Origin of the sequence: Undibacterium sp. Ji83W (assembly GCF_049340385.1) — a bacterium.
Lineage (GTDB): Bacteria > Pseudomonadota > Gammaproteobacteria > Burkholderiales > Burkholderiaceae_D > Undibacterium.
Map to the genome: position 1 here is coordinate 102505 of NZ_JBMPOZ010000012.1, position 25146 is coordinate 127650.

General features: G+C 50.6%; 18 protein-coding genes. 8 read left to right on the plus strand and 10 right to left on the minus strand.

Going from position 1 to position 25146, the window contains the following annotated elements:
* Positions 1 to 9: 9 nt before the first annotated feature.
* Complete coding sequence (locus tag ACO0LD_RS19590; RefSeq protein ID WP_423009853.1) at positions 10 to 1506, minus strand: PLP-dependent aminotransferase family protein; 1497 nt, start codon at positions 1504 to 1506, stop codon at positions 10 to 12.
* Between the two features lie 104 nt (positions 1507 to 1610).
* On the opposite strand from ACO0LD_RS19590, the gene ACO0LD_RS19595 reads away from it, so the two are divergent.
* The 6 genes from ACO0LD_RS19595 to ACO0LD_RS19620 all read left to right on the plus strand — a co-directional run bounded on the left by ACO0LD_RS19595 (position 1611) and on the right by ACO0LD_RS19620 (position 7359).
* On the plus strand, positions 1611 to 2072 hold the full coding sequence (locus ACO0LD_RS19595; protein WP_423009854.1) for an OsmC family protein: 462 nt from the start codon (positions 1611 to 1613) through the stop codon (positions 2070 to 2072).
* A gap of 3 nt (positions 2073 to 2075) precedes the next feature.
* Entirely contained in the window at positions 2076 to 2726 is a 651-nt protein-coding gene (locus tag ACO0LD_RS19600; protein ID WP_423009855.1) for an FMN-binding negative transcriptional regulator, read from the plus strand.
* Between the two features lie 22 nt (positions 2727 to 2748).
* On the plus strand, positions 2749 to 3213 hold the full coding sequence (locus tag ACO0LD_RS19605) for a GNAT family N-acetyltransferase (RefSeq protein WP_423009856.1): 465 nt from the start codon (positions 2749 to 2751) through the stop codon (positions 3211 to 3213).
* A gap of 79 nt (positions 3214 to 3292) precedes the next feature.
* Positions 3293 to 3661: a hypothetical protein gene (locus ACO0LD_RS19610; RefSeq protein WP_423009857.1), complete on the plus strand. Its 369-nt coding sequence runs from the start codon at positions 3293 to 3295 to the stop codon at positions 3659 to 3661.
* Positions 3662 to 3790: 129 nt separating this feature from the next.
* Entirely contained in the window at positions 3791 to 5866 is a 2076-nt protein-coding gene (locus ACO0LD_RS19615) for a M13 family metallopeptidase (protein WP_423009858.1), read from the plus strand.
* Positions 5867 to 6063: 197 nt separating this feature from the next.
* Positions 6064 to 7359 carry a hypothetical protein gene (locus ACO0LD_RS19620; RefSeq protein ID WP_423009859.1) on the plus strand — a complete coding sequence of 432 codons (1296 nt, stop codon included), beginning with the start codon at positions 6064 to 6066 and terminating at the stop codon, positions 7357 to 7359.
* 52 nt (positions 7360 to 7411) lie between these two features.
* On the opposite strand, the gene ACO0LD_RS19625 is transcribed toward ACO0LD_RS19620, so the two are convergent.
* From ACO0LD_RS19625 to ACO0LD_RS19645, 5 genes are read right to left on the minus strand one after another with little or no spacing between them, the layout of a single operon-like run.
* The gene (locus ACO0LD_RS19625; RefSeq protein ID WP_423009860.1) at positions 7412 to 8266 is read right to left on the minus strand and encodes a hypothetical protein; all 855 of its coding nucleotides are present in this window, start codon (positions 8264 to 8266) and stop codon (positions 7412 to 7414) included.
* Positions 8267 to 8307: 41 nt separating this feature from the next.
* The gene (locus tag ACO0LD_RS19630; protein ID WP_423009861.1) at positions 8308 to 10146 is read right to left on the minus strand and encodes a CHASE2 domain-containing protein; all 1839 of its coding nucleotides are present in this window, start codon (positions 10144 to 10146) and stop codon (positions 8308 to 8310) included.
* Between the two features lie 6 nt (positions 10147 to 10152).
* On the minus strand, positions 10153 to 13341 hold the full coding sequence (locus ACO0LD_RS19635; protein WP_423009862.1) for a beta strand repeat-containing protein: 3189 nt from the start codon (positions 13339 to 13341) through the stop codon (positions 10153 to 10155).
* Positions 13338 to 15650, minus strand: coding sequence for a CHAT domain-containing protein (locus ACO0LD_RS19640; RefSeq protein WP_423009863.1), 2313 nt, complete (start codon positions 15648 to 15650; stop codon positions 13338 to 13340). The genes ACO0LD_RS19635 and ACO0LD_RS19640 overlap by 4 nt, the downstream gene beginning before the upstream one ends.
* An 11-nt stretch (positions 15651 to 15661) precedes the next feature.
* On the minus strand, positions 15662 to 17161 hold the full coding sequence (locus ACO0LD_RS19645) for a ShlB/FhaC/HecB family hemolysin secretion/activation protein (protein WP_423009864.1): 1500 nt from the start codon (positions 17159 to 17161) through the stop codon (positions 15662 to 15664).
* Between the two features lie 463 nt (positions 17162 to 17624).
* On the opposite strand from ACO0LD_RS19645, the gene ACO0LD_RS19650 reads away from it, so the two are divergent.
* Both ACO0LD_RS19650 and ACO0LD_RS19655 read left to right on the plus strand, forming a co-directional pair.
* The gene (locus ACO0LD_RS19650) at positions 17625 to 17996 is read left to right on the plus strand and encodes a GFA family protein (protein WP_423009865.1); all 372 of its coding nucleotides are present in this window, start codon (positions 17625 to 17627) and stop codon (positions 17994 to 17996) included.
* Positions 17997 to 18028: 32 nt separating this feature from the next.
* Positions 18029 to 18670 (plus strand): LysE family translocator, encoded by a 642-nt coding sequence (locus tag ACO0LD_RS19655; RefSeq protein ID WP_423009866.1) that lies wholly within the window; start codon positions 18029 to 18031, stop codon positions 18668 to 18670.
* A 4-nt stretch (positions 18671 to 18674) separates the two neighbouring features.
* Here the strand turns inward: ACO0LD_RS19655 and ACO0LD_RS19660 are convergent, their stop codons facing one another.
* From ACO0LD_RS19660 to nirB, 4 genes are all read right to left on the minus strand, one after another.
* Positions 18675 to 19145 (minus strand): GNAT family N-acetyltransferase, encoded by a 471-nt coding sequence (locus tag ACO0LD_RS19660; protein ID WP_423009867.1) that lies wholly within the window; start codon positions 19143 to 19145, stop codon positions 18675 to 18677.
* Between the two features lie 6 nt (positions 19146 to 19151).
* On the minus strand, positions 19152 to 21926 hold the full coding sequence (locus ACO0LD_RS19665; RefSeq protein WP_423009868.1) for a molybdopterin-dependent oxidoreductase: 2775 nt from the start codon (positions 21924 to 21926) through the stop codon (positions 19152 to 19154).
* A 170-nt stretch (positions 21927 to 22096) separates the two neighbouring features.
* On the minus strand, positions 22097 to 22441 hold the full coding sequence (gene nirD, locus ACO0LD_RS19670; protein WP_423009869.1) for a nitrite reductase small subunit NirD: 345 nt from the start codon (positions 22439 to 22441) through the stop codon (positions 22097 to 22099).
* Positions 22442 to 22464: 23 nt separating this feature from the next.
* Positions 22465 to 24894 carry a nitrite reductase large subunit NirB gene (gene nirB / locus ACO0LD_RS19675; protein WP_423009870.1) on the minus strand — a complete coding sequence of 810 codons (2430 nt, stop codon included), beginning with the start codon at positions 24892 to 24894 and terminating at the stop codon, positions 22465 to 22467.
* Between the last annotated feature and the right edge of the window lie 252 nt (positions 24895 to 25146).

A 25146-nucleotide genomic window follows, 5' to 3' on the forward strand; every position in this document is an offset into this window, starting at 1 on the left:
GCTATGTAGCTAAGAATTTTTAAAGAGCGTAGCCAGCTTGCTGACGCTGCGCTCTATCTCAGCACAAGTCAGTGAAGCAAAACCCAGTAACAGGCCACCAGGACTTTCTGCCGGCCTGTTTGTTTTTCCAGGCACATCGGCATAGTGACCGAGGCCCCTCAACTCCAGTCCGATTTTTTGTCCTGCTTCTATGATCTGCTCTTCATCATAAGCCTGTTTGAAATACACGGCCAGATCAAGCCCACCATCTTGCGCACCACAGACAAGTTCATCTGCCAATTCCTTTTCCAGACAATTCACCAGACATGCCTGGCGTTCTGCATACACTTTTCTGGTGCGCTTGATATGCCTGCCGAAATGGCCTTCTGCAATAAAGTCGGCCAATGTCATTTGCGGCATGATGCTGGTATGTTTATCGATGACGGCCTTGGCCTGTATCATCGGTTCCAGTAATTTTTCTGGCAAAACCAGATAACCCAAACGCAAACCCGGAAACAGTACCTTGGACAAGGTGCCGACATAAATGACACTCTGATGTGTATCCAGGCTTTGCAAGGATGCCAGTGGTGAACTGCCAAAACGGTATTCACTGTCATAGTCGTCCTCCACTACCCACACTGCATTTGCCTGCGCCCATTCCAGCAAAGCCATGCGTCTTTGCAGGCTCATGGTCATACCCAGGGGCATCTGGTGGGAAGGTGTAACAAAGGCGACTCTCGCATCGGGATAATGCCTCGCTGCATACGTGACATCCATGCCTTCATCGTCAACAGGCACGGCACAAATATCGGCCTGTGCCGCATGCAGGGCGGCGGTCGTTCCACGATAACAAGGGTATTCCACCACGGCCTTTTCACCCGGATCGAGCAGCATGGTACTCAGCAAATATAGCGCCTGCTGCGAACCGGATGTGATCAGGATTTGTTCTGGCGCGCAGTTCACACCGCGGGCTGCCTTCAGATACACCGCCAGCAATTCGCGTAAAGCCAGGTGACCAGCAGGATCGCCATAGCCTAATTGTCCTTTGGGGTGACGACAGTGGCGTGCTTCCAGCCTGGCCCAGATATCGAAAGGGAATAGATCCAGGTCAGGCATGCTGACCCTGAACGCTCTTACACTGCCCTGATGAAAGCGCGTACTGCCGCGTGGGTCTATATGCTGTAGTCCACGTTTTGAAATCCTGCCCATCACTGGAATAGCAGGAGCATTACTAACTGGCGCCTTGCTGCGCTCTGTAAAAGCCGGTAACTCTTCATTGACAAAGGTGCCCTGCCCTACCGAACCTCGCAAATAACCCTCAGCCAGCAACTGATCATAGGCATTCAAGACCGTTTGCCGGGAAATATTCAGCACCTGACAAAACTCGCGGCTGGGTGGCAACTGCATGCCGGGCAGCATCTGGCCTGCCAATATACTTTTTCTTATTTCGGCGTACAACTGTCTGTACAAGGGTTGGCGGTCTTGTCTGTCCAGGGCAATCCCGGCAATCATTTGAGAAATATGCATGCTCTTGCCCAAATTGGCCCTCTTATTTTTTATAAAATTGGTACTTTTCAATAACCAATACCAGGAATAAGATTAACGCATATTCATGACGGCGGAGTAAACAAATGCATCAATATCAGGCAAAAATTTTATGGGAGCGTGGCGAACAGGCTTTTAGCGACAATCGCTACAGTCGTGCGCATGCCTGGGAATTTGATGGCGGCCTGGTGGTACCGGCATCTTCATCCCCTTTATCCGTCCCTGTACCCATGTCGGAAGAAAAAAATGTCGATCCAGAAGAAGCACTGGTTGCGGCGCTGGCATCTTGTCACATGCTGTTTTATTTATTCTTCGTGGCCAAACGTGGCTACGTGGTGGATCGATACCGTGACCTGGCGGTGGGCATCATGGATAAAAATGCGCAAGGCAAGCAAGCCATTACCTGCATCCATCTGCGTCCGCAGGAAAGCTATAGTGGTGATAAGCAGCCAGACTTGCAGGAGCGTGAAGAACTGCATCATATGGCGCATGAACACTGTTATATAGCCAACTCCATTAACGCCGAAGTCATCATAGAAATCGAGTAAGCCATGTACATGCCCAGTCATTTTGCTGAAGAACGTATTGAAGTCTTACACGCCTTGATACAGGCGCATCCACTGGCTGCACTGGTCAGCTTGCAAGCAGGTGAACTTGAAGCGAATCACATCCCATTCCTCATCTCAGCACCAACGACAGATGCACCGTATGGCGTCTTGCGTGGCCATGTCGCCCGCAATAACCCGGTCTGGCAAAGCGCAGCTTCAGGTCAGGATGCGTTGTTGATTTTCCAGGGAGCGCAAGCCTATATCAGCCCGCGCTGGTATGAAGAAAAACAGCGCAGCGGTTCTGTTGTACCAACCTATAACTATGCTGTCGTTCATGCGCACGGCCCCATGCGCATCGTCGAAGACAGGCAGGAATTTTTACGCCTGCTCAGCGATCTCAGTGACAATTTTGAGAGCAAGTTCGAACAACCATGGAAGGTCAGCGATGCGCCTGCAGAATATGTGGACAGGATGATGGACATGATAGTCGGCATAGAAATCCCGGTACGCCGTATCAGCGGCAAATGGAAAACCAGCCAGAACAAAAGCACGCAAGACAGGGTGAACATGGTGGATGGCTTGCGTGAAAAACAGGACCAGGCTTCTCGCGCATTGGCAGATGTCATGGAACAGCAATTGTTTGAAACCGAATAAAACAAAATGATAAGGAACAGAAATGAGTAAAGTAGTGGTCCGTGCAGTCACCAAAGAAGATTTCGCCAACTGGTCTGTTTTGTGGGATGGCTATAACCAGTTCTATGAACGCACTGGCCCAAATGCCTTGCCAGAAGCAGTCACACTCAGGACCTGGGGCAGGTTTTTTGATAGCTATGAACCAGTGCATGCCCTGGTGGCTGAGCTGGATGGGCGCCTGGTCGGGCTGGCGCATTATCTGTATCACAGAACCACCAGTCGTATCGAAGCCAGTTGTTATCTGAATGACTTGTTCACCAGCCCTGATAAGCGTAGTCAGGGTGTGGGAGCTGCCTTGATAGAGGCCGTGTATGAACAGGCAAAACTGGCGGGGTCCAGCGTCGTCTATTGGAGCACCCATGAGACCAATGAGACCGCTCAAAAACTGTATCGTCAGGTGGCAGACCGATCAGGATTTATTCTCTACAAAAAAATCCTGTCATCATAAATAAAGGAAATCCATTTATTTACAAGAGCAGTGCGAGCGGGCAATATGCAAGCACATTGATATCCACCCAGCTCTTTAAATGGAACTGCTTTTATTACTCGTCTGCGTACTTGCTCTGCTTTATGGAGCAAGGCTATTGCAAATAGCCTTGTGGCCCAAAGTGCAAGTGCGTGTTTTGAGCACCAGTCAAGAGATCACTGGCGACGATGATGGTTGCGCTACTGGCTGGCTACATGTTGAGCTTAAGTATTGGCATCAATCACAAAAATACCAGGTTCAGTGGCGCGTTGACCTGATGCAGCACAGGCATTTGCCAGATGCCTTGTGGATGGTCATAGCACCATCCATGCCTGAACACCCTCGCTTCCCCATTTCTATCATCAAGCCATTGGCGGTATTGACTGTCAGCGTGATTTGCCTGGCTATTCAATTAACCCGCTTGTATTGATATTGATATTGTTTTCAAGCTCAAATTTGCCGTTCTGCAGCATAAGTTTCTCTAAAATTCCTGAACTTTAGCTAAAACAAAGCATCTATATATCTTTCCCCACAACAAGCTTCATAGCAAGGACATACCATGTCACGTACCCTGATTTCTCTCGCTCTTGCCAGCCTGTTTACCAATATGCTGACAACGCCAGCTTTTGCACAAAATGCCAAAGCTGTTACCAATAGCACCGTCACTGCGCATAAACTGCAATCTGGCATAGATTTGCAGTGGATAGACAAAACCGTCAGACCGCAGGACGATTTTTACCAGCACATGTCGGGCAAGTGGCTGGCGACTGCAGAAATACCGGCTGATCGTGGCCGCTTTGGCTCGTTTGACCAGTTGCGCGAACTGTCAGAACAAAGGTCTTACGACATCATCCAGGTCCTGGCTGCAAACAAACAGCTTGCCGCAGGTTCAAACCAGAAAAAAATTGCCGATCTGTTTAATAGCTTCATGGATGAAGCACGCGCCAATACGCTGGACATCAAGCCCTTACAAAACCAGTTTGCCCGCATTGATGCAATTACCGACAAGTCAAAACTACCGGCCTTGATGGCAGAACTCGGCAAGCTGGGTGTGAACATGCCTGTCGCGACTGGCATTAACCAGGATGCTCGTGACTCGAGCCGCTATGCGGTATATCTGAGCCAGAATGGCCTGACCATGCCAGACCGCGATTATTATCTGAAACAGGATGATGCGAAGTTGCAGGGCTTCCGCGACGCATATCTCAAGCACCTGGAAAAAATGCTGGACATGAGCGGCCAGGCCAAGCCTGAACAAGGCGCAGCCGCCATCATGGCGCTGGAAACCGAGATCGCCAAAATACAATGGACCAAGGTAGAAAGCCGGAAACCGGTTAAAACCTATAACAAGATGGACCTGAAACAGCTTGAGCAATTATTGCCTGGCTTTGACTGGAATGCTTATTTCAGTGAGGCAGGCATGGCAGGCAAAATGGACGATGTCATTGTGCGTCAGCCTGATTTTTTCAGTAGCCTGGCCAAGATCATCGCCACAACGCCACTCGATACCTGGAAGACTTACCTGAAATGGCAAACGCTGAATGCCTACGCGCCCTTCCTCAGCCAGCGCTTTGTCGACCAGGATTTTGAATTCACCAGCAAAACTTTGCGCAGTGTCCCAGCTAATCAGGCGCGCTGGAAACGAGGCGTAGGTCGGGTGGAAGAAGCCCTGCCAGAAGCACTGGGGCAATTGTATGTGGAAAAATATTTCCCGCCCGAAAACAAGGCACGCATGCAAACCATGGTCAGTAATTTGCTGCTGGCCTATAAGCAAAGCATAGAAACCCTGAGCTGGATGAGCCCGGAAACCAAGAAAGAAGCGCTGACCAAACTGGCCAAATTCAATTCCAAGATAGGCTACCCTGATCAATGGCGCGACTACAGCAAGCTGGCCATTGCCAGGGATGATCTGGTCGGCAATATCATACGTGGCCGTGAATATGAATATCAGCGCCAGTTGGTAAAACTGGGCAAACCAGTCAGCCGTACTGACTGGGGCATGAGCCCGCAAACCGTGAATGCTTATTACAATTCACGCCAGAATGAAATCGTCTTCCCTGCGGCGATATTGCAGCCACCATTCTTTAATGCGGCAGCCGACGATGCCGTCAATTATGGCGGCATAGGTGCAGTCATAGGACACGAAATCAGCCACGGTTTTGATGATTCTGGCAGCGAGTTCGACGGCGATGGCAATTTGCGTGAATGGTGGACCAAGGAAGACAAGGCCAACTTTGGCAAACTGACAGCCGCCATGATTGTCCAGTACAGTGCCTATAGCCCGCTGCCTGGTTACAAGGTCAATGGTGCGCTGACTCTGGGTGAAAATATTGCTGACAATTCCGGCTTGTCCATCGCTTACAAGGCCTACCAAATTTCCCTGGGTGGCAAGCCAGCGCCAGTGATTGATGGTTACACAGGCAACCAGCGTGTCTTCATGGGCTGGGCACAAGTCTGGCGTGGCAAATCACGTGATGGCGAAACCATACTCAGGGTGAGTACTGATTTCCATTCCCCCGCCGAATTCCGCGGCAACGGGCCCTTGACGAATTTGCCAGCGTTTTATTCTGCCTTTGGCGTCAAGAAAGGCGACAAGATGTATGTAGCCCCTGAAAAGCGCATCACCATTTGGTAATTAACATTCAGGCAAAAGAGGCAGCAATGCCTCTTTTTTAATGGAAACAGCCATAAATGATCAATATTTTCCCAGTAGCAATATCTACCACTGGGTTTTTACAAAAAACGAGCCCAAGCTTATCAGTGTCGCAATGACGATATAGCCCGGCTGTGGCAAAATAGCCGGGATTAAATTCCACAGTTGAAAGCAAATTTATGAGTTTTGTACGCCGTGTCCAGCAAGATAAGTATGATGTCTATGATAAAGAGGACGTGCATGCTCGCTTACATTTCTTCAAGAATCTGCAAACCATCACGAATGCCATCCATTCGACCAGCAATATCGAGCAAATCATGCTCGATCTGTCGCACGATATCTGCAATCTGTTTGACTGTGAACGCCTGACCTTGTACTCGGTAAATTACAAGAAAAATGCCATCGAATCCAAGGTCAAGACTGGTTTGACCTCATTCAAGGATTTTGCCCTACCTATCTCTGAAAAGAGCGTGGCTGGTTTTGTCGCCATGAGCAAACAGACAGTCAATATTCTGAACGTGTATGACGAGACTGAACTCAGGAAGCATTCACCCAAGCTGGAATTCTTGCGCCGGGTTGATCAACGCACTGGCTTTCGTACCAAGCACATGATGGTTGGCCCGCTGATTCACGAACAAAGCAATGAATTGCTGGGTGTACTGCAACTCATCAATAACCGCAATGATTGCCAGTTCCCGCCCTTGCTGGAAGAAGGTTTCAAATACTTGCGCAATACCCTGGCTGTGGCCTTTGCCCAGCGTCTCATGTCGCCCCAGGTTATTCATACCAAGTTTGATTCACTGATCAAGTCATCGATACTGTCCATACCTGAACTGGGTCTGGCTGCGCGTGCAGCACGTCGCAAGGGTGTGGATGTGGAAGAAATCCTCATTGATGAATTTGAAGTTAATTTGTCTGATATAGGCAATTCCCTGGCGACTTTCTTTGAGTGCGAATACCAGCCCTACAAGGCAGACCGCACACGCCCGGACGCCCTGAAAAACTTCAAACGCGCCTATGTGGAAGATCATCACTGGGTCATCCTCGAAGAGAATGCCGACAGCCTGACTGTCATGACGACTGATCCTGAGCGTGTCATGGCTTCGCGCATCGTGCATAGCCTGTTTCCTATCGCCAAAATACAATACGTAGTGACGACACAAAGAGAATTCAGGCAAACGGTGGAGCAGTTCTTTGGTGATACTGAAGCTGCAGTGACGACCACTGAGCAAAATGCGCAAGATGCGATTGATACTGTATCAGCTGCTGAAAAAGCCCTGATCACGCAAGTCAGGGAAACCATACAGGATGCCTTTGCCAAGAGCCACCCTGAATTCCAGATTGATGTGCGCTCCCGCGAAGACAAGACTGTCAGCCGCATGCACAAGGACGGTTCTGTACAGCGTATCGCAGGTCAGGTGATTGTTGATTTCCATGTCGATTTTCTTGATACCGGCATGAATACGGCAGCATAAATACAGCCAGCATAGAAAAACGCCACGCTATTGATAAGCGTGGCGTTTTTTATTAAGGTGCAGCTTCAGACAGTTTTTGCAAATCAGGCCGCTGCCTGGCGATCTGTTGCCAGACCTGCCTGGCTTCGCCAAAAGCCCGCTTGCTTTGCAGCATGGCTGCATACATGACCCAGTCTTCGACTCCTGCATTGTCTTCCGGCTTCAATTCACTCAGGCTAGTGGCTTCCGCATTGCTGGCCATTTTAAATTCAGACCGGGCAGTATATGTCTTGCCATCTTTGGCTGAGACATAAGCGACTTGCCAACGGTAAGTCGCGCCGTCTTCCAGTTTTATTTTCTCCGGCAATTGCCAGTTATTCTCTTTGGTCTTTTCGCTGACGATGAGTTTCTCATCCATGTCAGAAATACTGATGTCAAACTCTGCAGCTTCCGCAGAAATCCAGTTAAATGCTGGACGCTTGCCGAGTAACAAGGAATTGTTTTCAGGTGTGACGGCAACAATACGTGGCGGCACCTGGCGCATGCGCACGGCACCGGCAATGACATTACTGGTTTCTGCCGCACGCACGAGTTTTTCTGCCATGGGCCGGACTAGCGCTTTTTGCCCCTGCAGACTGGTGACGCCATCTTTTTCTATTGTCACCGTCGCAGGGCCGCTCAGTTGATACACCGAACGTGTCGCATACAAGGACAACGAAGCCTTGGCACCAGTCTCCAGGGTAATTTGCATCTTTGGCTGCAGGTAAGCCAGCAATTGCAGTTTGGACGTCACGCCATTGACTTCCATCTTGCCATTGCCCTGCACGTCCAGCACCATGCCCAGGGCTGCTTCAGCCTGTGCCAGGCCGCAAGTCAATGCAGTGACAAGACTGACTATGATGGTCAGATAAGCTTTCAATGCGTTCATATTTTTATTCATATTCACACTCATCAATTAAATTGCAGCATTTAAATTTCTGTAACAACAGATACTGGCTGCCAACCCCATACAGCGATGGCAGAACGTCCCTTGAGGTTTTTATCACCGAGGGCAATCAGCGTGTCAGCTTCAGCCAGGCTGGCAACTACAGTCGCAGAACAGACGACAGGATACCCCACATCCTTGCACAGCCCCTCTATCCTTGCTGCAGTGTTCACGGTATCTCCTATGGCTGTGTATTCATGCCGCTCTGCCGAACCAACCTGACCAATCACCGCATCGCCTGCATGCAGGCCGACACCTATCTGTAATACAGTTTTACCTTCTGCCTGCAATTCAAGGTTCAACGCATCCAGTGCAAGCAGCATGGCCCGCGCGGTATTGAAAGCATTTTGCGCCGGATTATCGAGTTGCTTGGGCGCGCCAAAAAATGCCATCATGCCGTCGCCGATAAACTTGTCTATGGTGCCGCCATGTTCATGCACAATCTTGCTCATGACGGCAAAATAACGGTTCAAGAGGCTGACCACATCTTCAGCCTGAGCATGCTCACACAAAGTAGTGAAACTACGGATATCCGAAAACAAAACGCATACATGTAAACGCCTGCTTTGTGAAGTCTGGTCTATGCGGCCTTCAACTATCTCCTGCATGACAGCCGGACTGACCCGGCCAGAAAAAGCTTTGCTCAAGCGTTGCTTGTCAATATAGTGCTGCCAGGCTTGCCATGCACTGCTGCTGCTCAGGGCTAACAGGCCCGTCAGAAGCGCTGCCGTCGGTGGTAACCAGACATCGTATTGCATGGCGATGCCGCTGGTCACAAACAGGCCCACAGTCGCCACCGCAAACACCAGCAGTTTGATACGTATACTACGCCCCAGCCAGAACAGTGCAAACAAGGCACACAAAGCAAACAGACCAGGCGTTCCAGCCTGTTGCAATAAACGCTGGTTCAGTATGCTGCGTAATAACTGCGCGTGTGCCAGCACACCGGGATTCGGATCATTCACCGGCAACCAGGCTGCCAGTGACACCGGCAAATCGACAAGATCAGTTGCATCCATGGTCGCACCCAGCAAGACGACTTTACCTGCAAAGCGCTGCTGCAACTCTGCTATTTTTCCCTGCTCTGCGAGCTTCAAGACTTCTTGCAGTGGGATATACCTGAAGCGCTCACCGAGACGGTAATTGATCAGACCATTCCAGTCTTGTCGTACACCTGCCGCCGCAGCTATTTCAGTCGCCAGCCCGCGTTCACTGCGATCGGGCTGACACTCCCGCCCAGGGAAACGACGTATGCGCTGGTCGCCGTCACGGCAAAATTCAGCTGAGGCGACAGCCTGGAATTGTTCACTCTGCATGCCTAGCACCGCCGCATAATCCACCTGGATATCCCGGTAATGCGCATGCTTCAAGTCCCAGATTTTGGCGGTGACCAGCGGTGTGGTCTGTATGCTGTCGAGCAAGCCACTCAACAATATCTTGTGAAAATCAACTGCGTCCTTGCGGGTAGAAATGAGGCTGTCAAAGCGTTTTTCAGGCAGGCTGAGGTCCATACCGACTACCTTGACTCCAGCCTGATTCATGGCTCTTAAAAAATTGGCCAAGTGCTTGTGATTCAGACTTAATGGTTCATCAACTTCATCCAGAAAGGCCTCATCTATCCCTATCACCACGGGATCTATGGCTATTTTTTGAGGAAAGTATTCACGTGATAATTTGAATTGCAGGTCGAGAATTTTATTGTCTATTGCAATTACCGCTGGCAAACACAACAAGATTGCGGCCACAACAAGCAGCACCAGCAAGCCCAGCACTTGCAGCAAGCGTGGGGTAAAAAAATCCTGCAGGCGTCGGGACTTGGTCATGGCAACTTAGTATCTCAATAAACCAGTGGCAGTCGGCAATAAGCCGCCCCGTCCAACCAGGCTCAGGGAGCTACCGCTACCCAGCCGGCACAAGTCTGCCGCCAGGTCAGCAAAATCATAAGTCTGCGCATTCAAATTCACCAGACTGGCAGAGAAATCGACTTGCGGGCTACTCAATCTGACAGCCCCGTTCACGCCATCAGGTGCTGCTGCCTGTATCAAATTCTTGCCACCACCATCAAATTTTAATGGCGCACCGCCAAGCAGCAATTGATTGCCACTCGCGATGGTGGCGTTCACCTGTATGTTCACATTACCACCGCTGGCAGCCTTCGCCGCAGTATTTGCCTGGACGAAACCACTGCGCAGTATCAGGGCTGGCGCATTGATGCTGATATCGCCACCATTACCTGCCTGCAAACCTGTAACGGAGGTAGTGATTTGTGAGCGTTCAAGTATCAAAGCGCCTTTGCCCTGTACAGTAATCGCTCCGCCATTACCTTCAAAAGCACTGGTGTTGATATTACTGTTTTTTGCAAGCAGGCGGTGAGCGTAGTTGAGGCGGATATCACTAGCCGCCACATTGCCACTGGCAGAAGCAATGATCTGCGCTTGCTGCAATGTGATATCCGAAGCATCAATTGCCAGCAAGGTCTTGGCTGGTAATTTGTCGGCGTTGACCTGCGCAGCATTGCTAATTGAAATTATGCCCTGATCCAGATTCAGGCTATCTGTCGCCTTGATATTGACATTACCTGTATAGCCACTGGATGCAGCGCCTGCTTCTGAACTGATGACGGCATTGCTGTCCACACGGATTTTACTGGCATTGACATTGACTTCTCCCGCCTTGCCCTTAGCATAGGCACTCGATGAAATTAATGCTGCATTGCTCATCTGCAGTTGGCCCGCAGTGACATTCACGGTACCGGCATTGCCGACTGACCTGCTGGTAGATTCATCACCGGCATTGGCGCTGCTGAAGATACCAGTACTCAAGACCTTGGGATTCCCCTCATCATCCTTGATGGGGTTACTGAGCTTGCCATCGAGGCTGATGCTGGCGGCATTGACCTTCACCGTACCAGCCGAGCCAGTGGTATAACTGGTCGTCGCGGACGATATCTGGCCACCATCCTTTAATGACAAATTGCCTGCCACATTGACAGCTACATTTCCTGCATTGCCTTGTGCCTGCGTGCCAGCATCACTATAGATGCCGGTCGCCAGGCTCTTGCCATCAATATCAAGGCTGGCAGCATCAATGCTGACGCTGCCGCCATTGCCAACAAAATGGGTGGCAGAAGAAATTCTGCCACCGTTTTGTATCTGCAAAGATTGACTGGTCTTGACTGCAATATTCCCAGCATTACCCATGCCTATGGTTTCTGCCAGAATGCCGCTGCCGTCGCCGTCAAGGGCCAAGGCATTGACAGTCACATTGATGGAACCGCTATTGCCGCGTGTGTAAGTTGTAGTGGATATACGCCCGCCACCAGCCAGTGATAATTTACCCGTCAGGCTTACATCAATATCACCGCCACTACCACCACGGAAGCTGGCTACGGTGCGAAAATCACCCGCGTCACTATAGATGCCCGCTTCCAGCCCCTGACCATCAATGTTGAGGCTATTGCCAGCAAACCTGATCTTGCCAGCCTGCCCTGCATCAAATGCCGAGGTTGAAATACCACCTTCAGAAAATATCGTGGTGCCGCCACTGACATTGACACTGACATTACCGGCATTACCAGCAGCGCCAGAAATACTGTTGATGCCGGTAGAGACGCCGTTGCCATTGATCAGCAATTCTGCCGCATTGACTTTGACATCGGCACCCTGCCCCGCAGAGTAAGTAGCAGAAGATATCTGAGCACTATTCAATACACTGAGTTTGCCTGTGGCAGTGGCCTCGACATTGCCGGCATTGCCCGACCCTTTATTGGTGGTGCTGAGCAAGCCTGTATATGGACCATTGGCCTCTGCGCCATCCAACATAATGTCGCTGGCATTCACACGCACATTGCCAGCATTGCCTGAAGTATAGGTCGATGAGGAAATGACGGCACCATTCAGGATATTGAGTTTACCAGCCACTTTGATGTCAAGATTACCCGCATTGCCATAAGCATCATTAGCCTGACTGAAAATACCTGTCACCTGGCCCTTGCCATCCATGCCGATATTAGCTGCATCAAGCTTGATGGAACCGGCATTGCCGGAACTGAAGGTGGAAGTAGAAATGCGGCCAGCGTTGACTATGCTGATCTGCTGGTTTGCCGCAATAAAGATGTCACCCGATTTGGCCCCACCATCATTGGCATTGCTGAAAATGCCGGTAGGTTTGCGTGCATCCTGGCCGTCAATAAGAATATCTCCAGCCTGCACTCGTATCTGGGCACCGTCGACATTGCCACTCACCGATGCATTGATACTGCCGCCATTGAGAATACTCAATTTGCCGTCCCCTTTAGGCAAATCACCGGCAAAACCGACTTCCAGCTTGTTCTTGCCCACGGCAGCCACGCGCACTGCTGCACCCGGTGCGAGCAAGCTTGCATCATTGATCGTGATATCGCCAGCGGCCAAGGTCAGCGTTTGTTGCGGGCGGAGATTGATAGTCGCACCATTTTTGAATTCGAGAGCGGCAGAATTATTACCCAAAAATCCAAAAGCTTCAGGCGCAGCGGCGGACAAGGTGCTGGCTTTCGCCGTATCGACATAAAAATTCCCATCTGCAAACTTCACATAATCTGCCGTACTGATATGCAAACCTGCAGGCACATCGATGGCAGCACCTGCACCAACAATCACACCAGCAGGATTGATGAAATAAAAATGCGGCTGGTTACCAGAAGAGGCACTGAGCTTCAGCAAACCATTGATACTCGAGGCTGCGCCACCAGTGACACGGGCTATCACATTTTGCAAAGCCGTCGTGGTTGTGAATGTGGCGGACTCACCATTTTCTATACTGAAGTTTTTAAAGCTGTGAAATAAATTAGCACCCTTGGTCGTACCCAGACTTTGTGGCACGACGAAATTGCCACTCAGGTTTTGTACGGCACCAACCGTGCCATCGGTCGTGGCACCAGCCCAGGCAAATGCAGGAAAAATCCCAAAAGCCATGGACAGGCTTACTCTGAGAAGGCTTAATCTGAGCAAGCCCATCTTATGTAATTGCTTAGTCTTCATAACCAGCTCCCTACCATGATGAATGGTGCCCAATAAAATGGATGACTGAACTGATTATTCTTCATCAATTCCAATTGTGCTTTTTGCAAAGCCTGCGCCTTGCTCGTGGCAGGTTCTGCAAGGCGGCGGTAAAACTGACCCATCAGCAAAGTTGCCGCATCATCGGATACTGGCCACAATGAACCCAGCGCACTCCTGGCCCTGGCTTTTAGCGCTGCGCCGCTCAAGCCCAGCGGTGCCCTGTCATCACCCTCTGCCGTTTCGCAAGCCGACAAAGTCAATAATTCCAACTCCTGGTTTTTCATGCCACCTGCCCGTAAAAAACCTTGCAGATTATCCATGGTGATCAGATCATCATGCGCCATGACAAAGGTGCTGTCGGCATTGCCGCCAAACACACCGTGTGAAGCGATGTGCACAATCTGGTAATCACCTGTTTTGACTTTTTGACTGAATGCTGCAACGGTAAATTTCGCATTCAACAAAGTCTGACTGCTGGTCAGTTTTTCCAGTGTATGGATTTCTTCGTCAACGCCAGCGAGAGCCAGCATCTGCTGCAATTGCTGATGCTGTGCTGGCTTGTTCAGGATAACAGCTTCGCCTACTTTGGGGATGTTACGCAGGCTACGCGTCAGCACAGCCCTGGCAACTTGTCTGCCATTTGCAGTCGTTTGTGGATTAGCTGCCAGCAGTTGCTCAACCATGGCACCGGGCAGTTTATCAACTACAGCCCCCGGTTCACTCATGCCTGCCAGCAGCGTTTTGTATGTCACCCCATCGCGACTTCGTGCACTGGTATTGGTCAAACTCAAAGCTGGTACTACAGCGATCGCATATTTTTCTATGGCAAATTGCTGGCCATCATGCAGGGCTGCAAAAGGTAAAAGGCGCAATACGCCATCTGGGACGATAACCAGTGTGCGTATACCTTGCTGCGTCAATTCAGCATCAACTGGTGCCAGCAAGGCCTGGTAAAGACGCTTGGCCTGAGGCTTGAAAGAAAGATTGTCTTTCAGGATATTGCCAAAATCCAGCACGTCGACGCGCATCTTTGCGGCAGACATAGATATGCTATGGCTGTACATACCCTTGCTCGTTTCCAGTAAAAGCTCCAGCCTGTCGGGCAAGATGATGGGATAGAGTATCGCTGTATCGTCAGCTATCACATCACTCTTGCCAGTCTTACGATTGGCCCTGGCGGTATCAACAGCGCAACGGTCGCCCAGATAATCTTGCAATTCAGTTTGCTTGAGCAATTCCAGCACATCGCGGGCGCGACGCAATTGTGCATTTTTTTGTACTTCATTCAATTGCGTGGATGTCTGCAGTAACAAATCCGCCAGCCCCAGATACACAGGCTCCAGTGTTTCGCGGAAAGAAGAACGGCCATCCTGATATTCGACTGGTATGTCGGTGCGTATGGCTTCTATATGATCGAGTGCTCTTTGATAGGCGGCGATTGCCTCGGTATTTTTTGCTAGTGCCCACAAGATGCGGCCATGCCGCCATTCGACATTGATGAGCAGGTCATGCGCTTCCTGGCCCTGTGAAGCCAATAATGCCTGATCAGTCAAGGCCAGCGCATCATCGTGGCGATGTGCTTCTTCGTAAAGCTGCGCAAGCTGATCAAGTGCTTCCAGTTGCAATCTTGCCTGGCCCTGCTTTGCGGCGAGTTTGCGCGCATGGTCGAATGCCTGGAAAGCCAGGTTCTGCCCTTCTGCGCCCAAAGCCTTGGCTTGCACACCCAGATTCAGACTATAGCTGGCAGCTTGCGGCTGCTCTCCAGCTTGCATCAGTCGCTGCCACAGCGCCTGCAGGTTTTTAAGGTTGACTGCAGCGGTTTGTTTTTTTGCTTCCAGCTTTTGCCGGTTAAGTCCTGCGCTGATGGCGATTGCGGCATCAGGTCCAGCAAGTTGCAGCGCAGTATCGTAGTAATGGCGGGCCTGTTCTGCATGCCCCTGTTGCTGCTGCCAGTTGCCAAAGTCAATCGCATAGCCAGCCTTGTCCAGCTTATTGCTGGCATGATCAAAGGCATAGGCCAAATAGGGCTCTGCCTTGGCAGCCTGATGCGTTTGCATATAAGTCTGCGCCAGTGCAGACGCTGCCTTGACTTTATTATCTGCTGTCTGATCAGTCCTGGCATAAGCAGTTTGCAAGGCCGACAGTGCCTGGGTATAGCTACCACTGGCACACTCACGCAAACCCTGACCCAGCGCAGCATCATTTGCAAATGCAGAGCTCTGAACTGAAAGTGCCAGCAGGCTGACGATCAGTATGTGTTTGGCTGGTGAAGCAAATTTGATACGCATATGCCGCACTCTCAAAATAAATGGTAAGTCAATTGGGCGTGCACACCATGGTCTTGCAAGTTGCCACTGCTCTGCCCCGGCAGGTTGATGAGTTTTCTGGCCAGGAACAAGTCCACAGCCCAGTTTTGCCATTGCCAGTTCATGCCCACACCTATCGAGGCCAGTTTTTGCGCTGCTTCACCCTGGTTGCTGGCTGTCGCCAGATCAGTAAAACCTATGAGCTTGAGTTTATGTCCCGTGTCCAGCAAGATGGGCAGAGGATAATGGTATTCTGCATTCAATAACCAGGCGCGGTCGCGCACGACAGCGTTTTCTCTGTAACCGCGAACGGTAGCGACGCCGCCCAGGGAGAATCTTTCCATGGGCAATAAGCGGTCAGGTGTTTGCTGTGCAGAAGCGCGCAAAATTATTTGATCACCGGCCTTGCCGAGATTTTTCACATACTGCAATTGCCCAGTCCAGATACGGTAATGCTGATTGGGCACCTGAAAACTGGTATCGCTACTGTCTATGTTATTGCGGCCAAAAGCAAACACACTGCGCAAGGCCAGCGCCTGGGTTTCCCAGCGTTCTGTCCATTCCTGGGAAAAGCGTACTACTTTGGTTTTTGAATAACCGTCAGGCTCACCAGGTGTGAAGGAAAACGCCTCACCCAATAAACTGGTCTGGCTATCGCGCTGGCTATAGCTGAGGCCGAGTTCGATTTTTCTTTGCAAACTATTCACCAAGGTCTGGCTCATACCCAGTTCATAACCCGAGCTACGGCTTTTGATATCGATAGCCGTCAGGGATTCACCAACAACCGATGAACTGCCTTTATCAAGGCTGAGTTTCAATGCGGTGCCACGGCTATTGACAGGCATAGTCCAGCCCAGATGTACGGGGTCAGCGCCTTCACTATGAGCGATACTGGCGTCCAGATAATCACCATAGCCACTCAGATTGCGCACCCAACCTGAAATACCCTGCACTTCTGATCCTATCGATGGTGCGCGGTAGTTATTGGCATAGATATTCAAGCCATAGGCCCTGGCACGCACAACATCAATATCCAGTATCGCAGTACCGGGCTTGTCACCGGGGATGATGCGGCTATTGATTTTTTCAAACAGCGGGTCAGTCAGCAAGAGCTGGAAACGCTGCTGCAAGACTGGCATATTGAACACTTCGTCGTCCTTGAGCAAGCGCTGTAGCAGATAAGCTGGCCGCAAGTTGCCTTCTCCTTTTACCCTGACTTCCGAGATACTCCCTTCAATCAAACGTATGCTGACTATGCCTGATGGAAAAGGCTCGCTACCCTCTGCCACGACCAGGACTGCGCCAGAATTCAGATAACCACGTTCCACATACAGGCGTGAAATGCGGGTCCGTAACTCTTCCAGATCAGCATAAGTGGTGCGCTTGCCAAGATAGGCTGCCGACATGTCCTGCAATTCTGCAGTACTGATAACGGCGTTACCACTGAATTGAAATTCTCTTACCACCACATCCCTGGCAGCAGTTTGTACCATTGGCAAATCATTTGCGAAAACGGAGTCTGGACTCAACCAAGCCAACGCAATACAGGTCGCGATTAGTGAGGTACCTGACACTGCAGGCCTTGCAAAAAAAGAATCCCACATGGTTATTGGCCGCCAGTACTGATATATCGATGTGCGGTCATAGTCTGAAGAATGAGTGACATGGAGATGGATGAAATTAAACGAAGCATGCTGCTGCAGTACAGACTAACAGTGCAGACCCGGCATGATAAGTCTATTGCCAAATCATTACAACGATACCAAGGTATGGCTTACATTTGGACACATCTGAAACAGGCGGACAAGGCTTTGCAGCAAGCTTGAATGAATATACACAGAATTGTCATGGTGAATTGACCGTGGCAGCACAGTGTTTTGCAAAGAAGTGTACCGGTACACTTGACCTGTCATGCTCTAAGATGAATCTTAATGAAGATTCAGGAGCAGCAAAAAAATGCAAACAACAGGTTCACACCCCATGCAAAACTATCAGGGCAGTTGTCATTGTGGTGCAGTGAGATTTGAAATAGAGACCGATTTTCCTGAGCTGACAATGTGCGATTGCTCTATCTGCCGTCGCAAAAATGCCTTGATGGTCAAGGTGCATGAAAGCAAATTCAAGCTGCTGTCTGGTGCCGAATCATTGAGCGAATACCAGTTTCACAGCAATACTGCCCATCATTATTTTTGCAAGACTTGTGGCATTTACCCTTTTCACCGCAAACGCGTGACGCCAGATAATTTTGGCATCAATGTGTATTGCCTTGAGGATTTTGACCCTGCCGGTATCCCGGTAAGGCAAGCCACTGGCGCAAAGATGGCATAGGACGATATTTTTAATCAATACAGGAATTAGCGATGCAAACCCAAACCCTGCTTGCCTTTACCGCCATCGCCAGCCTGGCGATACTCAGCCCCGGCCCTGCCACCTTGCTGTCTTTAAAAAACGGTGCGAGTTATGGCACGCGTGCTGTCATGTGGTCAGCCTTTGGCAATGTATGCGGCATCTTTTGCCTTTCTACTACTGCATTTCTAGGCCTGGGCGCTTTGCTGAATTCATCAGCCATGCTGTTTGCTGCCGTCAAGATCATAGGTGCGCTCTACCTGTTCTATATCGGTGCCAAGCAGTTGTTTGGAAAAAGCAGTGCACTGACGCATGACGCACAGAACGTGCAGGCAGATAGCAAGCCACGTCCTCGCAAATTATTTTCAGAAGCCTTTTTGACAGCGGCTACCAATCCCAAGGCCCTTATGTTTTTTACAGCCCTGTTCCCGCATTTCATCACACCGGGTGAAGCTTTGGCACCGCAGTTTTTTGCATTGATGGCGATCTTCATGAGCCTGTCTTACCTGACCCATCTGATGTATGCGCAACTGGCAGCACGTGCCATGCATGTGCTGGTCAAGCCGCGGTTTGTGAAGTGGATTAACCGTATAGTCGGTGCGGCCTTCATCACATTCGGGACGATGTTGCTGAGCTTGCGCAGGCAGACAGCTTAAGATTTCATGTAGATAAAATCTTTTCCATGAACACGCTCAAGGGGTCTTCTTCATAATCAGCAAAAGCAGCCCGTTCGGCATAACCGAGGCGAAAGTATAAGCCCAGCGCCTCGGGCTGTCTGATACCGGTTTCCAGTCGTGCTACACGTATATCCTGGTCCAGCAAATGATCTTCCAGTGCGCGCATGATGTGCTTGGACAAACCCCTGCCGCGAAATTCATCCGACACAAACACGCGCTTGATTTCACCGTAACTTAGCTGTTCCTCATCATCAAACAGGATAGTCACTGCACCACAGGCAGCCAGTTGTCCGTCTATGTGACAACCGAGAAAAATCACATTATCTTGCACTAATGCGTCCACGCTTAACAAGTGATTACTCTCGGCTGGATACAAGGCAGCCATATAAGCATCAGACATGGCTATCAATCTGCCTGCGGCTTCTGAAGCTGGATCTATTCTCTCTACATTCATAATCTTTTATGTGACTTTTTCCTGCATGTTGAAACTGATCATTTTCTTGAGTTCTGGCACGCAAGAACCGCAATTCGTACCGCATTTGAGTTTGCTCTGCAAACCAGTCAGGATATCGGCAGGCAAACCATCCATGCCTGCAAGTGCTCTATTAATTTCGGTATCAGTCACATTCAGGCAACTGCAAACCACTTTGCCACGGGCGGCAAAACCCTGTGGCGCTGTGGTGCTGGGCATGAGCAAGAGGCGACCCAGTCTGGCGACTGGTTCCTGCGCTTGCAGGAAGTCTTTGAGCCAGCCTTCGGCAGACACATCTCCTGCCAGTGCCACAGCAGCCAGACCGCCTTCTTTCACCAGGATATGCCTTGAAACACTGCGGCGCTTATCGTCATAACGCAAGACATCCGCCCCCTGTATGCCAAACAGCTGCTCGATTTTTTCCAGTACTTCAGTAGCTACCGCCTCTTCATTGGCAGCGCGGAAAACCACGCCCACTTTATCGCGACCAAATGGTGTGCAGGATGCATAGGCAAACTCGCGCATGTAAGGGCGCAAGGCAGTTTGGACGGCATAAGCTTCTTCACTATCCAGCCAAGCGAATACCACAAAACGCCATGGCAATTCTGCCTTCAAAATCTTGACGGCAGCAGCTTTCAGTTCTGGTTGTTTTGAGCTGGGATCTATCGCCGGTGAAGTCAGGGCATTCACCCCATAGCTGGCATTCCTGGCATGGCCACGGCCAGATACATATTCTTCACCCCAGTGCATGGCGATGAAAACCTGGCCAGCGCGCTGCTCATCGCTCTCAACTACCGGCAAAATGACAGTACCACGACGGCTGCTGACATGCACCAGATCACCTGACTTCAAGAAGCGCCTTTGCATATCTGTGGCTTCCATGCAGATGCCAGGTTCAGCCACGTGGGCAAACAACTGTGCCACAGTCCCCGTGCGGCTCATGCCATGCCATTGATCACGCAAGCGACCGGTATTCAAGGAGAATGGGTAGCGTGCATCAACTGCGTCCTTGACAGGCTGATACACAGTATTGATGAAGCGTGCACGGCCATTTGGTGTAGGGAAGATACCGTCTTCATACAAGCGCTGTTTGCCAGTGCTGGCGCCAGCCGGATAAGGCCATTGCTGTGGCCCCTGCTGCTCCAGTATGGCGTAGGATAAACCGGTGATATCCAGGTCACGTCCACGTGTACTGTCGCGGTGCTCGTTCCAGACTTGCTCGTCGCTGTCGTACTTGAAGTTTGCGGGTGATTTGCCCAGCAAGGGGGCAAGTGCTTGCGCAAACTGGCTGGCGATTTGCCAGTCGTGCCTGGCTTCACCCGGTGCGGGTATGACGGGGCGCACGCGGGATATACGGCGTTCTGAATTGGTGACGGTACCAGTCTTCTCTGCCCAGGTGCTGGCTGGCAAAAGTATGTCTGCATACGGCACGGTAGCCGTGCTTGCATACGCTTCCTGCACGATCACCAGCTCGGCTTTTTGCAGGGCTTCGCGTATCAGGTTTTGCTCAGGCATGGATTGGGCGGGATTGGTGCAGACTATCCAGATGATCTTGATCTCACCCTGCCTGACTGCCTCAAACATTTCCACTGCGGTTTTGCCAGGTGTTGCAGGCACATCATCTACACCCCAGTAGGCGGCTATTTCTGCCCTATGTTCAGCATTGGCAAGGTCGCGGTGACCCGACATCAGGTTGGCCATGCCACCGACTTCACGACCACCCATGGCGTTTGGTTGCCCAGTCAGGGAAAACGGCCCTGCACCTGGCTTGCCGATTTGATGGGTAGCCAGATGCAGATTGATCAGGGCGGCATTTTTTGCAGTGCCGGCAGATGATTGATTGAGCCCCTGGCAATACAGCGACAGACTGGCTTTGGATTGCCCAAACCAGCGCGCTGCCTGCACCAGGTCAGCTTCCTTGATGCCACAGGTCTTGGCGACAGCTGCAGGTGTGTAATCACGCACGGTTTGCTTGAGCTCGGCAAAACCTTCGGTATGCTCCTGGATATACGCCAGATCGATCAGGTCTTCCCACAGGCACAGATGCAGCATGCCATTGAACAGGGCGACATCGGTGCCTGGCAAGATAGGCAGGAATAAATCTGCTTCACGCGCAGTATCAGTACGGCGTGGATCAGCAACGATCACTTTCAGGTTTGGATTTTTTTCTCTCGCCTGCTCCAGGCGGCGATATAAAATCGGATGTGCATAAGCCGTGTTGGAGCCTACAATGAAAATAACTTCCGCCAGGTCTATATCTTCATAACAGGCAGGTGGCGCGTCCGCACCCAGTGTTTGCTTATAGCCAGCAACCGCACTGGACATGCACAAGCGTGAATTACTATCGATATTATTAGTGCCTACCAAACCCTTGGCAAGTTTATTGAAGACGTAATAGTCTTCTGTCAGCAACTGACCGGAAATGTAAAAAGCCACGCTATCTGGGCCGTGTGCCTTGATGGTGTCAGCGAACTTGTCCGCCATGCTGGCAATGACAGTATCCCAGTCACTGCGCTGACGTGTTTCTCCGTGCGTTTCGTCACGCATGGCTGGATCACGCATTTCTGGATACAGCGCCCTGACTTGTTGCTGTATCTTCGCATCCGCCGACAGATGCAAGGTACTACCCTTGCTGCACAGGCGACCAAAATTGGCTGGATGATCCGGGTCACCACGTACCCCTACAACCTGCCCGCCTTCGCTTTCAATTACTACACCGCAACCAACGCCGCAATAACAACAGGTAGATTTGGTTTCAGTCATACATGCCTTTAAATACACGCCGTATAAGATTTTTCAACGGCGTGGTGTTATGGGACTTACGCAAAATTGTCCCAGCAAGGCGCAGCGACGAAGACAGTACTTTAGTACCGAATTTTACTAACTGCTGGAGCTGCAACCATGCTGGGGCGGTTTTGCGTATGTCCTGCGCCCTACGCCTCTATTGCAAGTGTACGCAACTCATGCGCATCCAGATATACCTGATCTGCATCCACTTTCAAGCTGAATTTTTGCGTACAACCTTCGTCGGGTGCAATTGCGCAGCCAGAAGCCAATTCGATATTCCAGTTGTGCAAGGGGCAAGCGACTTTTTCACCAAAGACGATGCCTTGTGACAAAGGCCCTCCTTTATGCGGACACTTGTCCAGCAGCGCAAAGACCTTGTTTTCTGTATTCCTGAAGATAGCCACATCCGGCTTGGCGGCACGGGCTACTACCCGTGCACCCAGTACGGGGATATCTTCAACGCGACAAATAACTTGCCATTCCTGACTCATGTTTTTTCCTCTCAAAAATGGCGTTATGCTGGCAAGCGTTCAAATTGACGCGTATCGACCTGGGCTTTTTCTGGTTCATGCCACGGATCAGATTCACCTTCCAGTGCAAACAGCAGACGTTGATACAAGTCTTTGCGACGCTCGTCATCTTCCAGTATGATTTTCTTCACATAGTCCAGACCGACACGAGCAAGGTAATGCACAGTACGTTCCAGGTACCAACCTTCTTCACGGTACAGTTGCAAGAATGCACCGGTATATTCCATGACTTCTTCGTGGGTTTTCAGTTTGACCAGGAATTGCGCAACTTCGGTTTTGATACCGCCGTTGCCGCCTACATAAATTTCCCAACCGGAATCGACCCCAATCACGCCAACGTCCTTGATACCTGCCTCGGCACAATTACGCGGGCAACCGGATACAGCCAGCTTGACCTTGTGCGGCGAATACATGCGCGCCAGTTCACGTTCCAGCTGTTGCCCCATGAGAGTGGAATTTTGCGTACCAAAACGACACCATTCACTGCCCACGCAAGTTTTTACGGTACGCAAACCCTTGGCATAAGCCAGGCCAGATGGCATGCCCAGGTCTTGCCATACTGCGCGTAAATCTTCTTTCTTCACACCCAGCAGATCGATACGCTGGCCACCGGTGACCTTGACTGTCGGTATCTTGAATTTATCAACGACGTCAGCAATCCTGCGCAATTCGCCGGCATTGGTTTCACCGCCCCACATACGCGGGATGACGGAGTAAGTACCATCCTTCTGGATATTCGCATGTGAACGCTCGTTGATGAAACGCGATTGCGGATCATCCCTGGCTTCACGTGGCCAGGTAGAGATCAAGTAATAATTAATGGCCGGGCGGCAGCTGGAGCAACCGTTAGGTGTGCGCCATTCCATGAATTCCTGCACGCCGGATACTGTCAGCAACTTGTTGGCCTTGATGGCATCACGCACTTGCTGATGGCTATGATCAGTACAAGCACACATGGGTTTGACTTTAGAAGCAGTCGAATAATCACCACCGGCAGTAAACATGATGATTTGTTCTACCAGCCCAGTACAGGAACCGCAGGATGCCGATGCCTTGGTATGCTTGCGCACATCGTCGAGTGTGAACAGGCCTTTTTCCTTGATGGCCTTGACGATAGTGCCTTTGCAAACGCCGTTACAGCCGCAGACCTCGGCCTCGTCCGGCATGGCGGCAGCCTTGGTGTGTCCTTCATGGCCGACGTCACCAGTGTTTGATTCACCAAACATCAGGGAATCGCGAATTTCAGAAATATTCTTGCCTTCGCGCAGCAGCTTGAAATACCAGCTGCCATCCACGGTATCGCCATACAAACATGCACCGATGAGCTTGTCGTCTTTCACCACCAGCTTCTTGTAGACACCACCTATGGGGTCGGACAAAATGATTTCTTCTGTGTCTTTACCACCCATGAATTCACCGGCAGAAAACAGATCTATGCCCGTCACCTTCAACTTGGTAGATGTGACTGAACCCTGGTAACGGCCTATGCCAAAATTCGCCAGATGATTGGCGCAGACCTTGGCCATTTCAAACAAAGGTGCAACCAGCCCATACACTGTGCCACGATGATTAACGCATTCGCCAACAGAATAGATACGTGGATCATAAGTCTGCATGGTGTCATTGACGATGATGCCGCGATTGCAATACAACCCGGCAGATTCTGCCAGCGCAGTATTGGGGCGTATGCCAACTGCCATGACGATGAGTTGTGCCGGGATTTCCAGGCCATCGGTAAAGCGTATGGATTTGACATGACCATCATCATCACCAATGATAGCTTCGGTATTCTTTTCCAGCAGGAAGTTCAGGCCGCGGTCTTCCAGGGATTTTTGCAACATCTTGCCAGCAACAGGATCAAGCTGACGCTCCATCAACCAGCCAGGCAAATGCACCACAGAGACGCTCATGCCACGCATTTTCAAGCCATTGGCCGCTTCCAGCCCCAGCAAGCCACCACCAATGACAACAGCATGCGTATGCTTTTCTGCTGCGTCTATCATGGCATTGGTGTCATGAATATCGCGGTAGGCAATCACGCCCTTAAGGTCTTTGCCAGGCACGGGCAGCATGAAAGGTGTAGAACCTGTCGCCAGCAACAGACGGTCGTATTCAGTTTGGGTGCCATCTTCGGCGATCACCAGGCGGCGTGCCCTGTCTATCTTGACGATTTTTTTGCCCAGATGCAGAGTGATATTATTTTCTTCATACCAATCCACATCATTGAGCATGATGTCTTTGATGGTTTGCTCGCCTGCCAATACAGGTGATAACAGGATACGGTTGTAATTGGCATAAGGTTCTGCACCAAATACGGTAATGTCATACAGGTCGGGTGCGATCTTGATTAATTCTTCCAGGGTACGCACACCTGCCATACCATTCCCTACCATCACTAGCTTGAGTTTCTTCATGGCTGCTCCTTTGCTTGTCTCCCCAGACTCTAAGCAAGAGCAATGCCAGTTCATTTTCTTGAGAGCGAAGACCTGCCTGTTTTTATAAGCCTGCACCAATTTGACTACGCATTAATATGGTTTTCACAGCGAAAAACTGACAATTCCCCAGTTGGCGGCAAGGCTAATGCCACTTCTTGAAGCATGCCCCCAAAATCCTCACTAACCTCAAACAAAATCCAGCCATTCTGGTGCATTGCACCATTTAATTCA

What these genes read in the sequence shown, in the direction of transcription:
- ACO0LD_RS19625 (WP_423009860.1), bottom strand. Translation starts at nt 8,266, where the DNA reads ATGAACGCATTGAAAGCTTATCTGACCATCATAGTCAGTCTTGTCACT.
- ACO0LD_RS19650 (WP_423009865.1), top strand. Translation starts at nt 17,625, where the DNA reads ATGCAAACAACAGGTTCACACCCCATGCAAAACTATCAGGGCAGTTGT.
- ACO0LD_RS19660 (WP_423009867.1), bottom strand. Translation starts at nt 19,145, where the DNA reads ATGAATGTAGAGAGAATAGATCCAGCTTCAGAAGCCGCAGGCAGATTG.
- ACO0LD_RS19620 (WP_423009859.1), top strand. Translation starts at nt 6,064, where the DNA reads ATGAGTTTTGTACGCCGTGTCCAGCAAGATAAGTATGATGTCTATGAT.
- ACO0LD_RS19640 (WP_423009863.1), bottom strand. Translation starts at nt 15,650, where the DNA reads ATGCGTATCAAATTTGCTTCACCAGCCAAACACATACTGATCGTCAGC.
- ACO0LD_RS19630 (WP_423009861.1), bottom strand. Translation starts at nt 10,146, where the DNA reads ATGACCAAGTCCCGACGCCTGCAGGATTTTTTTACCCCACGCTTGCTG.
- ACO0LD_RS19665 (WP_423009868.1), bottom strand. Translation starts at nt 21,926, where the DNA reads ATGACTGAAACCAAATCTACCTGTTGTTATTGCGGCGTTGGTTGCGGT.
- ACO0LD_RS19635 (WP_423009862.1), bottom strand. Translation starts at nt 13,341, where the DNA reads ATGAAGACTAAGCAATTACATAAGATGGGCTTGCTCAGATTAAGCCTT.
- ACO0LD_RS19610 (WP_423009857.1), top strand. Translation starts at nt 3,293, where the DNA reads ATGGAACTGCTTTTATTACTCGTCTGCGTACTTGCTCTGCTTTATGGA.
- nirB (WP_423009870.1), bottom strand. Translation starts at nt 24,894, where the DNA reads ATGAAGAAACTCAAGCTAGTGATGGTAGGGAATGGTATGGCAGGTGTG.
- ACO0LD_RS19605 (WP_423009856.1), top strand. Translation starts at nt 2,749, where the DNA reads ATGAGTAAAGTAGTGGTCCGTGCAGTCACCAAAGAAGATTTCGCCAAC.
- ACO0LD_RS19655 (WP_423009866.1), top strand. Translation starts at nt 18,029, where the DNA reads ATGCAAACCCAAACCCTGCTTGCCTTTACCGCCATCGCCAGCCTGGCG.
- ACO0LD_RS19595 (WP_423009854.1), top strand. Translation starts at nt 1,611, where the DNA reads ATGCATCAATATCAGGCAAAAATTTTATGGGAGCGTGGCGAACAGGCT.
- nirD (WP_423009869.1), bottom strand. Translation starts at nt 22,441, where the DNA reads ATGAGTCAGGAATGGCAAGTTATTTGTCGCGTTGAAGATATCCCCGTA.
- ACO0LD_RS19645 (WP_423009864.1), bottom strand. Translation starts at nt 17,161, where the DNA reads ATGGTACAAACTGCTGCCAGGGATGTGGTGGTAAGAGAATTTCAATTC.
- ACO0LD_RS19590 (WP_423009853.1), bottom strand. Translation starts at nt 1,506, where the DNA reads ATGCATATTTCTCAAATGATTGCCGGGATTGCCCTGGACAGACAAGAC.
- ACO0LD_RS19615 (WP_423009858.1), top strand. Translation starts at nt 3,791, where the DNA reads ATGTCACGTACCCTGATTTCTCTCGCTCTTGCCAGCCTGTTTACCAAT.
- ACO0LD_RS19600 (WP_423009855.1), top strand. Translation starts at nt 2,076, where the DNA reads ATGTACATGCCCAGTCATTTTGCTGAAGAACGTATTGAAGTCTTACAC.